We start from the raw sequence: 13,191 nt of genomic DNA, 5'->3' as shown, positions 1-13,191 counted from the left end.
CGGCGTCGGCGGCCAGAAATGGGTGCAGCAGGCCGACGGCTCCCTGCGCAATCCGCAGTCCGGGCGCTGCCTCGACTCCCCCAGCGGCGCCACCGCCAACGGCACCCGCCTGCAGATCTGGGACTGCAACGGCGCGGCCGCCCAGAAGTTCTCGGTCAACGGCGGCGGGACCGTCACCGCACCGGGCGGCAAGTGCGTCGACGTCGCCGCCGACGACACCGGTACCAACGGCGCCGCCGTGCAGCTGTGGGACTGCCAGTCCTACGCCGTGGACCAGCACTGGTTCCACCGGTCCGACAACTCCCTTTCCACCCTGGGCCGTTGCCTGGACATCGTGGGCAACGGCACGGCGAACGGCACCAAGGTGGAACTGTGGGACTGCAATGGCGTCGGCGGCCAGAAATGGGTCCAGCAGGCTGACGGCTCCCTCCTCAACCCCCAGTCCGGGCGCTGCCTCGACTCCCCCAGCGGCGCCACCGCCAACGGCACCCGCCTGCAGATCTGGGACTGCAACGGCGCAGCCGCACAGAGGTTCAGCCTGAGCTGAGCCGAGCGAGCCGGGCTCGCCGCACAGGCTGGCGAGCCCGGCCCTCCAAAATGTCACTCGGGGCTGCAGCGGTGGCCGAGGCAGCTCAGTCCGTGAGCGTGCCCTGGTGGAAGAACACCCGCCAGCCCGCCTCCGTAAGACGCCACAGCGAGCTCCGCCACACCCGGCGGCCCTGATTGTCGGCGAAGTACGTCAGATGGACGACACCCGGCGCGAGCACCACTCCCGCCATGTCACGGACCTCGACAGGAGAGTCCGCCGACACCGAACCACTGCTCATCACCGTGAGGATCGACTCCGCGTCCCACCGGCGTCCGGAGGCCCCGATCTCGGTGAATTCCGGATCCAGCAGCGCCCGCACACGCTCGGGCGAGGCACGTACCTCGGGGTCGAGAAGCCGCAGCTCCCCGTCGATCGCCGCCTGCACAGCCCGTTCGTTCTCCGTCGTCATGCAGGTATTGCTACCGGCCCGGGGCTGCGTCCTTCAACGTGATCCGGGCGGTGACGCGTTTGCCGGACGGCTCGCGTCGGGCGTCGACGCTCTGCGCGAGGGCCGTCACGATCTCCAGACCGTGCTGCCCCACCCGGCCGGCGTCGGCGCCCCGCGCCACCGGCAGCGCCGGCTCCGAGTCCCACACCACCACCTCCACCACCGCACCGGTCACCCTCAGGTGCAGCAGTATCGGTCCCGGTGCGTACTTGCAGGCGTTGGTGACCAGCTCGCTGACCACCAGCTGTGTCAGGTCCAGCGCCCGGGCGGACACCTCGACACCGCGCTCGGCCTGGAGGTGGGCGAGGAAGTCCGCCGCCAGATGACGGGCGCGGGCGATGCAGGCGCCGTCCCCGTCCAACGCGACGGACGTCTGCAAGCCACGCAGACCGTGCCGGAGCGCGGTACTGTCGCGGTCGACCGTCGGCCCTGGATCCATCACCGTCGCCTCCACTCCCCGTTTCACACCTACGCGTGTACCCGTACACGCGGGCCTGACCCTCCGCCCCCCGGATGGCCCACCTCGTACGTGCGTCGCCCGTACGGTGTGACGCACCATTCTGGCCCAGGCTTTTTTGCCAGTATCACCGGCATGGACGAGGACACGTGACCGAACCGACCAAATCCCCCGCCGGGCTGTCGGTCGTGACCGCCACCACCGACGGCATCCGTGTGCTTCGCCTGACCGGGGAGATCGACCACGACACAGGGGTGAACCTCCGCCACGCCCTGGAGGTGGCCGACGGCGGCCGCCCGCGCACCGTCCTCGACCTGAGCCGGCTGACCTTCATGGACTCCACCGGCATCAACATCCTCATCGCCGCCCACCGCTCGCACCTGCAGGCGGGCGGCTGGCTTCGTCTGGCCGCCCCCAGCGGGTCGGTCCGGCGCACCCTTCAGATCGTCGGCGTGGACGACATCATCGACTGCCGCGAGACCCTCCACCAAGCCCTCAGCATCTGAACGCCTCGGGTCGCCGCACCTCTTCGGCCGGGGACAGCGAGGAAGGGGCCGCTGCCGAAGGACGGGCGGTGTGCCGTAGCAACTCGGGGATGGCCACGACACCCGCACCTCCACACCCCGAGGCGCGCCAGGAGGATCACGCCCCGGGGGTGACCATCGAATGCCCCACCCCTGCACGGCCAGTCTGCGCCGAACGGGGGAAACTTCTCCTCGGCCCCGGACGGACGACCGGCTCCCTCCACCCGAAGGTCATACGCGCCGGCCCGCCCCGGGCCATGGGGGTCGGCCGCGGGGCACCGAGGCATGGAACGTGCCAGTTCCCGCGCCTTCTGCCGCAGGCGCGACGCCCATGTCTCGCCGTCCCGCGGTGCGGACAGGCCCGTGGGCGACGACACCTGCACATCCGTGAGCGCGCCTTCGGGCGGGGCGCCGAGCAGGGCCCAGTCCACGGGGATGCCGGCCCGCTCGGCCAGGGCAAGCGTCGTGGCGGTGAAGCCAGTGTGGAACCCGTCCATTGGAGCCGCCGGCCTGTTCTTGCGCCACGTGGCCGTGTTCGAGGCGGAGCTGGGGCTCGCATCGGGTTTCGGGCCGATGGAGAACGACGAGTGCCGGATGAACCCGGCCGCCTTCGAGGTCTTCGTCAACGCCCTGCTGATTCAGCACCGAAGAACCAGCCATGCCACCTTCCGCGCCCTCGACGAACTACGCATCGCGGGAAGCATCTCCTCCCTGCGAGGCCGACACGAAATGGCGGTCGCCGCGACCGCCCGCCGTCGCATCTTTCCCGGGTCTACTCTGCGTCGGGTGAACGCAGACGATGCGAACCGGCGATGGACGGCGTCCATGCCCGAAGCCTATGAACGTCACTTGGTACCGGCCCTCTTCCGTCCCTTCGCGGCCGCCCTGGCCGCAAGGGCGGCCGTGCTGCGGCCCGGCAGGATCCTGGAGCTCGCCGCCGGAACCGGAGCGCTGACCTCGGCCCTGCTCACCGCCCTGCCCGAGGCGTCGATGGTGGCGACCGACCTCAACGAAGCGATGGTCACCGCCGGCTCCGCACGCGAGCCGCGCGCGCACTGGCAGCAGGCCGACGCCCAGCAACTCCCCTTCGAGGACGGCGGTTTCGACCTCGTCGTATGCCAGTTCGGAGTGATGTTCTTCCCCGACCGGCCCGCCGCCTACGCCGAGGTGGCCAGGGTCCTGGCACCGCAGGGGCGGTTCGTGTTCAGCAGTTGGGGCACGCTGGCGGCGCACGGTTTCGACGACGCCTTCCAGACCGCTCTGGAGGAGTGCCTGCCCGGCGAAGCCCCTCCGTTCCTGAGGGAGGTGCCCCACGGCTACACCGATCCGGCGCTGGTCGCCTCCGACCTGACGGCCGCCGGACTGTCCCTGGCCGACGCCGAGGAGATCACCCTGGACGGCGTCGCGGAGTCGGCCGCGTCCGTCGCCACCGGATTCCTCAACGGCACGCCGGTCAGCGCCGCCCTGCAGGCCCGCCCGGACGCCGAGACCCTCCAGGCCGCCGTGACGCGGAAGATGACGGACCGCCTCGGACCCGGCCCGGTGACCGCACCGATGACCGCGACCATCTACACGGCACGGCATCAGGCATGAGCCCGCGCACTCCGGATGCGGACCCCGGTCACCGCCCTCAAGGTGGTGGGTGGAGGTGTACCGCCCCGCACGCAAGGAGTCCGTCATGGCGAAGAACAAGGACAACCGGGGGAAGAAGGAGCCGGCCAAGGGCGACAAGGTCGCCTGGAGCAGCCACGGCAGCGAAACCACCGGCACCGTCGAGAAGAAGATCACCGAGCGGACGAAGGCGGCCGGGCGCACCGTCGACGCCTCCGAGGAGGAGCCCCAGTACGAGGTCCGCAGCGACAAGTCGGGACGTACGGCGGTGCACAAGCCCTCCGCGCTGAAGAACAAGAAGAAGTAGGCGACGGGCCGACGTGACGAACGACGCCGACAAGCGCGAGACCTGGGACAGCTTTCGCGAGCTGGTGAACATGACGCCCTCCTCGTTGGAGAAGTGGCTCGCCACCGACGACTCCGAGGCCGCCGGCCAGCACAAGGACGGCGGCGAGTCGACCGGGCACGCCTCCGGCCGGGCCGTCGTGGACATCCTCCGCAAGAAGAAGGGCGACCTGACGGACGCGGACTACGCGCACATGCGCAAGGTGAACGGGTACATCCACCGCCACCTCGCCCAGCGCCCCAAGGGGGACGTATGGGACACGCGTTGGCGCCGCTCGCTGATGAACTGGGGGCACGACCCGCTGGCCGACAGCGGGAAGTAGGCACGGGGGAGCGGCGATTTTCGGCCAGCCATTGTCCATTACTCAACAGTCGGCCAGGACACGGCTGTTGCGGGCGGGAGATGATCAATAACCTGAGGCGACCGGTTCGTCACTGCCCTCAGGGAGCTCCATGTCCACCGCCCAACAGGTCCCCGACATCCTCTCGCCCGAGTTCGCCGCGAACCCCTACAGCGCCTACCGCGTCATGCGCGAAACGGCTCCGCTCATCTGGCACGAGCCCACCCAAAGCTGGATCATCTCGCGCTACGACGACGTGGAGCGCGTCTTCAAGGACAAGAAGAGCGAGTTCACCACCGACAACTACAACTGGCAGATCGAGCCGGTGCACGGCAAGACGATCCTCCAGCTGAGCGGACGCGAGCACGCGGTGCGCCGGGCACTGGTCGCCCCGGCGTTCCGCGGCAGCGATTTGCAGGAGAAGTTCCTCCCCGTCATCGAGCAGAACTCCCGTGCCCTGATAGACGCCTTCCGCCACACCGGCTCCGCCGACCTGGTGGCCGATTACGCGACCCGCTTCCCGGTGAACGTGATCGCGGACATGCTGGGCCTGGACAAGGCCGACCACCCGCGTTTCCACCGCTGGTACACCTCGGTCATCGCCTTCCTCGGCAACCTCTCCGGCGACCCCGAGGTGACCGCGGCGGGCGAGCGGACCCGGGTGGAGTTCGCCGAGTACATGTTCCCCATCATCCGGGAGCGCCGCGAGAAGCCCGGCGACGACCTGCTGTCCGCGCTGTGCGCCGCCGAGGTCGACGGCGTGAAGATGAGTGACGAGGACATCAAGGCCTTCTGCAGCCTGCTGCTCGCCGCGGGTGGCGAGACCACCGACAAGGCCATCGCCAGCATCTTCGCGAACCTGTTGCTGCACCCCGAGCAGCTTGCCGCCGTCCGTGAGGACCGGAGCCTGATCGCCCGCGCGTTCGCCGAGACGCTGCGCTACACGCCGCCCGTCCACATGATCATGCGGCAGTCGGCGACCGAGGTAGAACTCAGCGGCGGCACCATCCCGGCCGGCGCCACCGTCACCTGCCTGATCGGCGCGGCCAACCGGGACGAGAACCGCTACAACGAGCCGGACCGGTTCGACATCTTCCGCGAGGACCTGACGTCGGCGACCGCCTTCTCGGCCGCCGCCGACCATCTCGCCTTCGCCCTCGGCCGGCACTTCTGCGTGGGCGCCCTGCTCGCGAAGGCCGAAGTCGAGATCGGCGTCGACCAACTCCTCGACGCCATGCCCGACATGCGGCTCGCCGAGGGCTACGACCCCGTGGAACAGGGCGTGTTCACCCGGGGCCCGCAGTCCCTGCCGGTGCGGTTCACGCCGGTGACCGGCTGACCCTCGCGCAAGCCCGGAGGGTGGGCGCCCCACAGCCCACCCCGTCCCCCGCCGGCCCGGACGCTAGTGGACCACCGGGGTGAACTGCACCGGCAGCGAGGTCAGCCCCCGCATCCAGATGGACGGCCGCCAGGTCAGCTCCTCCGGCTCCACCGACAGCACCAGGTCGGGCAGTCGCTCCAGCAGCGTCTCGACCGCCGTACGGGCGATGACGTCGGCCAGCAGCGGGGCCGGGTAGGGGCAGCGGTGCTCGCCGTTGCTGAACGACAGATGCGCGGCGTTCTCGGCCCCGACATAGGAGTCGGGCCAGATCTGCGGGTCGGTGTTGGCCGCGGCCAGCCCGAGCACCAGACAGTCACCGGCCCGGATCTGCCGCCCGCCGAGCTGGGTGTCGCGCACCGCCCAGCGGCCGATGAAGTTCTGCGTCGGCGTGTCCAGCCACAGCACCTCGTTCAGTGCCTCACCCACACTGAGCCGGCCACCCGAGACGTTCAGGGCGAAGCGCTCGTCGGTGAGCAGCAGCCTGAGGGTGTTGCAGATCCAGTTGGCCGTCGGCTGCTGGGCGGCGGCGATCACGGAGATCAGGTCCTGGACGATCTCCTCGTCGGTCAGCCCGGCCGGATGGAGCACGATCCGCGAGGTGACGTCCGGTCCGGGTCTGTCGCGCTTGTCCTTCACCAGCTGCTGGATCCGCGCGCCCACCCGCCCGTACGCGGCCACCGGGTCGTCGCCCTCCGCCGCGTCGAGGGAGATCCGCAGGTCCTCCACGAGCTGCTGGGTGTCCTCGCCGGTCGCCGGCATCCCGCACATGCGCACGGCGGCACGCATGGCCAGGGCGTGCGCGTAGGCGCTCATCAGCTCCGCCTGGCCGCTGCCGGCGAACTCCGAGATGAGCCGGTCGGCGATCTGCTGGCAGTCGCGGGCCAGCTCGAACTGGTCGACGCCCTCCAGCGCGTCCGTGATCACCCCCGCCCGCCGCCGGTGCTCCTCGCCCTCGGTGAACAGCACCGACGGCTGGTATCCGACGAACGGCATCAGCGGCCAGTCGGCCGGAATGTGCTCCCACTGGTTCCAGCGCCGCGAGTCCCGGGCGAAGAGCTCGTCGTGGCTGGTCACATAGCTGACCTCGGAGTAGCCGAGCACCAGCCAGGCGGGAATGTCCCCGTCCAGCAGCACGGGCGCCACCGCGCCGTGCCTCCTGCGCAGTTCGCGGTAGAGCTGCGACGGCGTCTGCTGGTACTCCAGACCACCCAGGCGCACCGCGCCGGGGTGGGCGGGGCACCCCGCGAGGGCTTCGGGCGGGGAGGAGGATCCGGCGTCGGTCACGGTGTCGTCTCCCGGGTCATGGCCAGTTCGTAGAGATGGTTCACGAGGGTGATCAGCACGTCCTTCCCCGACGTCCTGACCCGCGCGTCGCAGTCGATCAGCGGCACGTGCTGCGGCAGGGCGAGCGCCTGGCGGATCTCGTCCAGGGAGTAGCGGGAGGGGTCGTCGTCGAACCGGTTGACGGCCACGACGAACGGCGTCTTGTGGTGCTCCAGCCGGTCGATGGCGTACCAGGAGTCGTCCATCCGGCGCGTGTCGACCAGGACGACCGCGCCGAGCGTGCCGGAGAAGAGGCGGTCCCACAGGAACCAGAAACGCTCCTGGCCGGGAGCGCCGAAGAGGTAGAGCACCATCTGCTCGTTGAGGCTGATCCGCCCGAAGTCGAAGGCGACCGTGGTGGTGGTCTTCGCCGCCACGCCCTGCGTCTCGTCGACGCCGACGCCGGCCTGGGTCATCACCTCCTCGGTGTTGAGCGGCCGGATCTCGCTGACCGAGCGGACCAGGGTCGTCTTGCCGACTCCGAATCCGCCCACGACGACGATCTTCAGGCCGGTCTCGGCGGCGTCGGCCAGGGGCGTTCGCCGGGAAGGCAGCTCAGAGGTTACGGAGCCCATGGAGCACCTCTTTGAGAAGGGCGGAATCGGGGAGCGAGGCGACGGACTGCGCCGCGCGCGGGTGGCGGGCGGTGATGCGGCCCATGGCGAGGAGGTCGCCGAGCAGGATGCGCACCACGGTGATGGGCAGTCCGAGCTCCGCGGAGACCTCGACCACGGCCGTGGGATGGCGGCAGAGGTCGAGGATGCGAGCGTGCTCCGACTGCATGCCGCTGGTCGGCTCGCACTCGCTGACCACCAGGGTGACCAGGTCGAACGAGTCGTCGGCGCGGCTGCGTCCGCCCGTGACCGTGTAGAGCCGGTCGGGATCTCCGGTGTCCACGGGCTTGCGCGTCACGACGAGGCACTCTCCTGGACGCGCTGGCGTGGCTCGGCCCGCAGATGCTCGCCGATCTGCTCCACCAGCTCGGTCATCTGATGGCCGACCACGCCGGGATCGGCGTTCTCCTCGGCGAGGACCGCGAGATGCGCTCCTTCACCGGCCTCCACGATGAACAGCAGGCCGCCGTGGAACTCGGTCATGGAGTGGCGGACGCCGCCGGACCCGTCGCCGAACTCGACGGAGGCTCCCTGGGCGAGGGCCTGGATGCCGGAGCAGATCGCCGCCAGCTGGTCCGCCTGGTCGAGCGTCAGGTGCTCGGTCCAGCACAGCTTGAGGCCGTCCCGGGACAGGACGAGGGCGTGCCGCGTGCCGGGGGTGCGCTCCAGAAGGTTCTTCAGGAGCCAGACGAGGCTGTTGTCGGTGGTCTGCATGGTGGGTGATGGGGCGGTGGTGCCCGGCTGTCCGGTCACCGACCCGTTCCTCCAATCTCACGAAGTCGAGCGGGGGCATGTGCGCCAGAGCCCTGGGCGCCGTACGGGGAAGGAAGGGGGCCTACGCGCCGGGTGGCGGCTCGTCCTCGGGGCGGCCTCCGGCGCCGGGGGTCCCGGTGCCGGCCTGGCGGCCGCGGTGGAAGGCGCCGAAGCTCGCGCCCGCGTTGCGTGGTGCGGGGCGTCCGCCCGGCCGGTCCTCGTCCCGGGCGGGGGCGTCGGCGCGTGCCCTGCGCTGCTGCCGCTCCTGTTCGGCCTCGGCCATGGTGCGGCCGGGGGCGCGGACGGGCAGACCGTTCGGCGTGGAGCCCGCGGCACGCTGGTGCGCCTCGGGTTCGGGCGACGCCGACCGAGCGGCGGGGCGTGCGGTGGGCGGCGGCGCGGTGGCGGGCGCCTCCGCGGCGACGGGTCCGGGCGTCGCGACCGCGGCGGCCGTCGGGCGGACGGTCTCCCGCGGCGCGGGTTCGCGCTGCTGGGCGAGGAGTTGCAGGGGCAGCAGTACGACGACGCCGGTGCCGCCGCGCGAGGAGGGACGGTAGTTGACGCTGATGCCGTACTTGACGGCGAGCCGTCCGACGACGGCCAGGCCGAGCCGGGTGCCCTGCAGCGTGGCGAGGTCGGTCATCCGCCCCGACACCGCCTCCTCGGCGCGCCGCATGGCCGCGTCGGCCATCTTCAGGCCGCTGTCCTCGATGGTGACGACGATGCCGGCGCTGCGTTCCTCGACGTAGACATGGACCTCGTCGATGGGCGGCGAGAAGTTGGCGGCGTTGTCCATCAGTTCGGCGAGCAGGTGCATGACGCCTTCGGCGGCGAAGCCGGAGATCGCGGCGCTCGTCGGGCAGTGCAGGCGTACGCGCTGATAGGCGGCGATACGGCCGACCGCGCCGCGCAGGATGCTCTCCATCACGATCGGCTTGTTCCAGGCGCGGCTGGCGCGGCCGCCCATGAGCAGGGCCAGCCGGTCGGTCATCAGGCCCAGCTGCGAGGTGCTGTGGTCCAGCTTCAGCAGGTCGCCGAAGACCTCCTCGCCGTGCCGCTCCTGCATGTCCCGCAGGTCGGCGAGCATGCTGACGGCCTTGGCCTGCACCCGGCTCAGCGCCTTGGCCGAGGCCGCCTGGGCGGCGGCGGCCCGACGTTCGCTCTGAGCCAGTTCGCGCACGAACGACTCGGCGGGCCGGTACAGCAACGGAAGCCGCGGCCAGTCCAGTTCGGCGAGCACGGTGTCGGCGGAGTTGCCCTCGCGCAGCATGGCGACCGCGGCGGGCAGGGTCTCGGTCGTCAGCCGTTCCAGTTCGGCAGCGCCCGCGTCCAGTTCGCGCCGCACCTGTTGCCGTTCGGCGTCCAGAGCGGCGGCCTGCCGGACGTCCTGCTCGACCGTGGCGGCGAACGCGTTGACGATGAGCCGCAGTTGGGGCTCGGAGGGCACCGGCATGCCGGCGAGCACCTCACCGGCCCGCGCGCCGTCCCGCAGCCGCTTGGCGACGGCGGGCAGCGTCACGTTCCCCAGGTGGGCGGCTTCCGCTGACTGCTGCGACAACTGCGCCTTGAGATGGGCGACTTCCGCGGTCAGCGCCGTGGTGGACCGGCCCGAGCGCCGCAGCAGCACGGCGCTGGAGAGCACGACGACCGCCATGAGGAGCCAGGCGACCAGGGCCGTGACGAGCGTCCAGGTACGGGCGTTCGCAGGTGCCATCGCGACGGCGGCGCCGGCGCCGGCAGCACCCACCAGCAGTACGGCCAGAGGTGCGACCGGCACGGCACGGGGCGGTTTGACTGACCCATGCTGACTGGGCGGTGCAGGCACGGACATTCAGCGGTCCTCGGTCCTGGGAACGGGAAACGGAAAAACAGGCTTGGCCGACACACGACGGTTCGATCCGGAGGACCGAACACCGGCTCATGCTAGTCATTCCTCAGCACCCCGAGATCGGACAAGCTGCATAGTCCGCCCACGATTCGATTTCGTCGCGATCACGTCGCTTCGACAGATCGACGTGATAGAGACCGTTCCGCATCCGGAACGCCCGACACACCCCGGATGTCCGCTCGGAGCGGCCCCGTCACCCCGTCAACCGGCGACCGAATTCGCTCTCCGGAACGTCTCGTTCACGACAGGAACGTTGGTTTTCGGCCAACTGCGTGCACGGAAGACACTTCACGCGCCGGCAGCCGCAGTTCGACCGACTCGAACCTCATCGGACCGTGAGGACGACCTTGCCCTGGATGTGCCCCCGGGCAGCACGCTCGTGTGCCGCCCGGGCATCCGAGAGGGCGAACGTGCCGTCGATCGCGACGCGGACCGTTCCCTTGTCCAACAGGCGCCCCAGTTCGGCGAGTTGCGCGCCGCTGGAGCGGACCTGTGCGGTCGACACGGTCACGCCCAGCTTCGCCGCCTCTTCCTCGGCGACCTCCGCGGGGAAGACGGGGAACAGGGAGCCGCCGCGTTTGAGTGTGCGCAGAAAGCGGTCGCCGGCAGGGCCTCCTACGGTGTCGAGGACGAGGTCGAGGTCGCGCACGAGGTCTTCGGGGCGCTGCTTGGTGTAGTCGATGAACCGGTCGGCGCCGAGTTCACGGAGGAAGGCTTCGTGCGCGCTCGATGCCACAGCGGTGACATGTGCGCCCTTCCACTTCGCCAACTGGAGCGCGAGGTGTCCGACGCCTCCGGCGGCGCCGTTGACGAGGACCGTCGTGCCGGTGTCGAGGGCTGTCGGGCGATGCCGGGCCCGCTGGAAGGGCGAGGGGCGGTCATGGCCGACCTCGATCAGGAACTGCCACGCGGTCAGCCCGGCCATGGGCACGGCGGCGGCGTGCACATGGTCGACGCCGGCCGGTTTGTGCGCGAGGTCCGCCGCGGGCGCCGCCACGTACTCGGCGTACGCGCTGCCGTCGAAGCTGGGGAAGCGCAGCAGGCCGAAGACCTCGTCCCCGGGGGCGAAGTCCTCGACGTCCGGGGCGACGGCCTCGACGACACCCGACACGTCCGTGCCCGGGATCACCGGCAGGCTCACCGTCGACCCCTTCTCCCCCGGCATCTCGGTCAGCCCGCCGCGCAGATACCAGTCCGGAGGATTGACGCCGGCCGCGTGCACGCGGACCAGGACCTCACCCGGTCCCGGCGTGGGGATCGGGGCGTCTTCGTACCGCAGCACCTCGGGCCCGCCGTGTTCATGGAGCCGGACGGCTTTCATGGTGGGTGTCGACATCGCTCACTCCTGCCCGCATCGCGGGATAGGCTTATTCGGATCAGCGATCCACATAAGTGGACCACTGATCCGAATATATGGACCACTGATCCGGATAGCAAGAGGGACACATGCGGGCCGACGCCAGGAAGAACCGCGACCACCTCCTCGCCGTGGCGGGAAGCGCCATCACCGAGCAGGGCGTCGACGTGTCCCTCCGCGACATCGCACGCAGGGCAGACGTCGGGCTCGCGACTCTGCTGCGCCACTTCCCCACGCGCGAGGCACTGCTCGACGCACTCCTGCGAGCGAGCTTCGAAGAACTCACGGCCAAGGCGGACGAGCTCGAGACAGCGAGCTCACCCGAAGACGCCCTCGCCTCATGGCTGCGCGACTGCGTCGCCTGGACGACCGAATACCGCGGGGTGACCGAACTGATGGCAGCAGCCATCGACGACGCCGAGTCCGCCCTCCACGCCGCCTGCGTCACCCTGCGCGCGGCCGGGGCACGGCTGCTCACCCGCGCCCAGTCCGCGGGCCGGGCACGTGACGACATCGACGGCGTCGACCTGTTCGCGCTGATCGCCGCCCTCGCCTGGATCGGCGACCAGCCGTCGCTCGCCCCGCGCGCCGGCCACCTCGTCGACGTGGTCACGGGGGCGATCCTCACGAAGTGAGGATCGCGATGAGCCTCGCCCCCGCGAGTCCGCCGCTCAGGCGGCGCCGTCGGCCCCCCAGGCACGGAACAGACCGAGCACCTCGGTCGAGCCGACGGCCCGCACACGAACAGGGCCCCCAGCTGGGCAAACCTCACGAATCTCGATATGCGAGATACACCTGTCCGTCATATGAACATCCTCTTGGGCTTGACCCTTCCTTCTGCCACGATCCCTAGCAAGCAGGTAGGAAAACTAGGGATCATTGGGGGTGGGTATGAGAGCGCGCGACCTCGCACTGCTGTCGCTGCCCCTGCTGACCTCGCGGCGTCACATCGACCTCCGCCGTACGTCCAGCGCCATCTGTTGCCCTGGCTGAGGCCGTCCAGCACACCGGCCACCCTCAGATCAGCGCACCGGGGCTCCAGTCCCCGTCGCTTCGTACGCCCTTTTCTTCCTTCCCCTGAGAGGACACCTTCGTGTCTGCCGCAAGACCGCTCACCACGCTGCGCACCCTCGCCGCCATAGCGACGCTCCCCCTCCTCCTCACCGCCTGCGGTTACGGCTCAGAGGCGAAGAGCGACGACACCGCCAAGGTTGCCGCCGGGGCGAAGAAGATCGACGGTCTCGACTCGGTCAGGATCGGCTACTTCGGCAACCTGACCCACGCGACCGCGCTGGTGGGCCGTGAGCAGGGCCTGTTCCAGAAGGAACTCGGGGCGACCAAGGCCGAGTACGCCACCTTCAACGCCGGTCCCTCGGAAATCGAGGCGCTCAACTCCGGTTCCATCGACATCGGCTGGATCGGCCCCTCGCCGGCCATCAACGGCTACACGAAGTCGAACGGCAAGAGCCTGCGCATCATCGGCGGTTCGGCCTCCGGCGGCGTGAAGCTGGTCGTCAACCCCAAGAAGATCACGTCCCTGAAGGACGTCAAGGGCAAGAA

Annotated in this window: 18 protein-coding genes and 1 pseudogene; 10 read left to right on the top strand and 9 right to left on the bottom strand. The window is 70.2% G+C overall.

The genetic code is table 11. The features are described 5' to 3' along the window. Positions 1–547: ricin-type beta-trefoil lectin domain protein (locus M8J74_RS05215; protein ID WP_249835258.1), on the top strand; the 547-nt coding region annotated here is incomplete at its 5' end. Positions 548–632: 85 nt separating this feature from the next. Here the strand turns inward: M8J74_RS05215 and M8J74_RS05210 are convergent. After that, on the bottom strand, positions 633–998 hold the full coding sequence (locus tag M8J74_RS05210) for a nuclear transport factor 2 family protein (protein ID WP_249835257.1): 366 nt from the start codon (positions 996–998) through the stop codon (positions 633–635). A 10-nt stretch (positions 999–1,008) separates the two neighbouring features. Then, on the bottom strand, positions 1,009–1,476 hold the full coding sequence (locus M8J74_RS05205) for an ATP-binding protein (protein ID WP_249835256.1): 468 nt from the start codon (positions 1,474–1,476) through the stop codon (positions 1,009–1,011). Between the two features lie 167 nt (positions 1,477–1,643). On the opposite strand from M8J74_RS05205, the gene M8J74_RS05200 reads away from it, so the two are divergent. Beyond that, positions 1,644–2,000 carry an STAS domain-containing protein gene (locus M8J74_RS05200; protein WP_249835255.1) on the top strand — a complete coding sequence of 119 codons (357 nt, stop codon included), beginning with the start codon at positions 1,644–1,646 and terminating at the stop codon, positions 1,998–2,000. Here the strand turns inward: M8J74_RS05200 and M8J74_RS05195 are convergent. After that, positions 1,934–2,515, bottom strand: a complete 582-nt coding sequence (locus M8J74_RS05195) for a DUF6086 family protein (RefSeq protein ID WP_249835254.1) — start codon at positions 2,513–2,515, stop codon at positions 1,934–1,936. The two genes, M8J74_RS05200 and M8J74_RS05195, sit on opposite strands and share 67 nt — an antisense overlap. On the opposite strand from M8J74_RS05195, the pseudogene M8J74_RS05190 reads away from it, so the two are divergent. The 5 genes and pseudogenes from M8J74_RS05190 to M8J74_RS05170 all read left to right on the top strand — a co-directional run. Further along, positions 2,454–2,663: pseudogene (locus M8J74_RS05190) on the top strand (DUF6086 family protein); the annotation flags it as partial. The gene M8J74_RS05195 and the pseudogene M8J74_RS05190 overlap by 62 nt on opposite strands. Positions 2,664–2,843: 180 nt before the next feature. Then, a complete protein-coding gene (locus tag M8J74_RS05185) occupies positions 2,844–3,611 on the top strand; it encodes a class I SAM-dependent methyltransferase (RefSeq protein ID WP_249835260.1) in 768 nt (255 codons plus the stop codon). A gap of 85 nt (positions 3,612–3,696) precedes the next feature. Continuing rightward, positions 3,697–3,936 carry a hypervirulence associated TUDOR domain-containing protein gene (locus tag M8J74_RS05180; protein ID WP_058928647.1) on the top strand — a complete coding sequence of 80 codons (240 nt, stop codon included), beginning with the start codon at positions 3,697–3,699 and terminating at the stop codon, positions 3,934–3,936. A 13-nt stretch (positions 3,937–3,949) separates the two neighbouring features. Continuing rightward, positions 3,950–4,297 carry a DUF3140 domain-containing protein gene (locus tag M8J74_RS05175; protein ID WP_308406003.1) on the top strand — a complete coding sequence of 116 codons (348 nt, stop codon included), beginning with the start codon at positions 3,950–3,952 and terminating at the stop codon, positions 4,295–4,297. A gap of 130 nt (positions 4,298–4,427) precedes the next feature. After that, a complete protein-coding gene (locus tag M8J74_RS05170) occupies positions 4,428–5,654 on the top strand; it encodes a cytochrome P450 (RefSeq protein WP_249835253.1) in 1,227 nt (408 codons plus the stop codon). Between the two features lie 63 nt (positions 5,655–5,717). Here M8J74_RS05170 and M8J74_RS05165 read toward each other — a convergent pair whose 3' ends face one another. The 6 genes from M8J74_RS05165 to M8J74_RS05140 all read right to left on the bottom strand — a co-directional run bounded on the left by M8J74_RS05165 (position 5,718) and on the right by M8J74_RS05140 (position 11,610). Next, the gene (locus M8J74_RS05165; RefSeq protein WP_249835252.1) at positions 5,718–6,980 is read right to left on the bottom strand and encodes a cytochrome P450; all 1,263 of its coding nucleotides are present in this window, start codon (positions 6,978–6,980) and stop codon (positions 5,718–5,720) included. Beyond that, a complete protein-coding gene (locus M8J74_RS05160; RefSeq protein WP_058927504.1) occupies positions 6,977–7,594 on the bottom strand; it encodes a GTP-binding protein in 618 nt (205 codons plus the stop codon). Before M8J74_RS05160 ends, M8J74_RS05165 begins: the two co-directional genes overlap by 4 nt. Continuing rightward, positions 7,575–7,931 (bottom strand): DUF742 domain-containing protein, encoded by a 357-nt coding sequence (locus tag M8J74_RS05155; protein ID WP_058928645.1) that lies wholly within the window; start codon positions 7,929–7,931, stop codon positions 7,575–7,577. The genes M8J74_RS05160 and M8J74_RS05155 overlap by 20 nt, the downstream gene beginning before the upstream one ends. Then, the gene (locus tag M8J74_RS05150) at positions 7,928–8,347 is read right to left on the bottom strand and encodes a roadblock/LC7 domain-containing protein (protein WP_200701517.1); all 420 of its coding nucleotides are present in this window, start codon (positions 8,345–8,347) and stop codon (positions 7,928–7,930) included. Before M8J74_RS05150 ends, M8J74_RS05155 begins: the two co-directional genes overlap by 4 nt. A gap of 121 nt (positions 8,348–8,468) precedes the next feature. After that, a complete protein-coding gene (locus M8J74_RS05145; protein WP_249835251.1) occupies positions 8,469–10,217 on the bottom strand; it encodes a sensor histidine kinase in 1,749 nt (582 codons plus the stop codon). A 382-nt stretch (positions 10,218–10,599) separates the two neighbouring features. Continuing rightward, complete coding sequence (locus M8J74_RS05140) at positions 10,600–11,610, bottom strand: NADP-dependent oxidoreductase (RefSeq protein ID WP_249835250.1); 1,011 nt, start codon at positions 11,608–11,610, stop codon at positions 10,600–10,602. Positions 11,611–11,720: 110 nt separating this feature from the next. On the opposite strand from M8J74_RS05140, the gene M8J74_RS05135 reads away from it, so the two are divergent. The 3 genes from M8J74_RS05135 to M8J74_RS05130 all read left to right on the top strand — a co-directional run. Next, positions 11,721–12,266: a TetR/AcrR family transcriptional regulator gene (locus M8J74_RS05135; RefSeq protein WP_249835249.1), complete on the top strand. Its 546-nt coding sequence runs from the start codon at positions 11,721–11,723 to the stop codon at positions 12,264–12,266. Positions 12,267–12,522: 256 nt separating this feature from the next. Beyond that, a complete protein-coding gene (locus M8J74_RS44965) occupies positions 12,523–12,624 on the top strand; it encodes a putative leader peptide (RefSeq protein WP_372500111.1) in 102 nt (33 codons plus the stop codon). A gap of 100 nt (positions 12,625–12,724) precedes the next feature. Then, positions 12,725–13,191: ABC transporter substrate-binding protein (locus M8J74_RS05130; RefSeq protein ID WP_249835248.1), on the top strand; the 467-nt coding region annotated here is incomplete at its 3' end.

Source organism: Streptomyces panaciradicis (assembly GCF_023516615.1).
GTDB classification, from domain to species: domain Bacteria; phylum Actinomycetota; class Actinomycetes; order Streptomycetales; family Streptomycetaceae; genus Streptomyces; species Streptomyces panaciradicis.
This window is presented reverse-complemented; position numbering and strand designations above follow the sequence as displayed.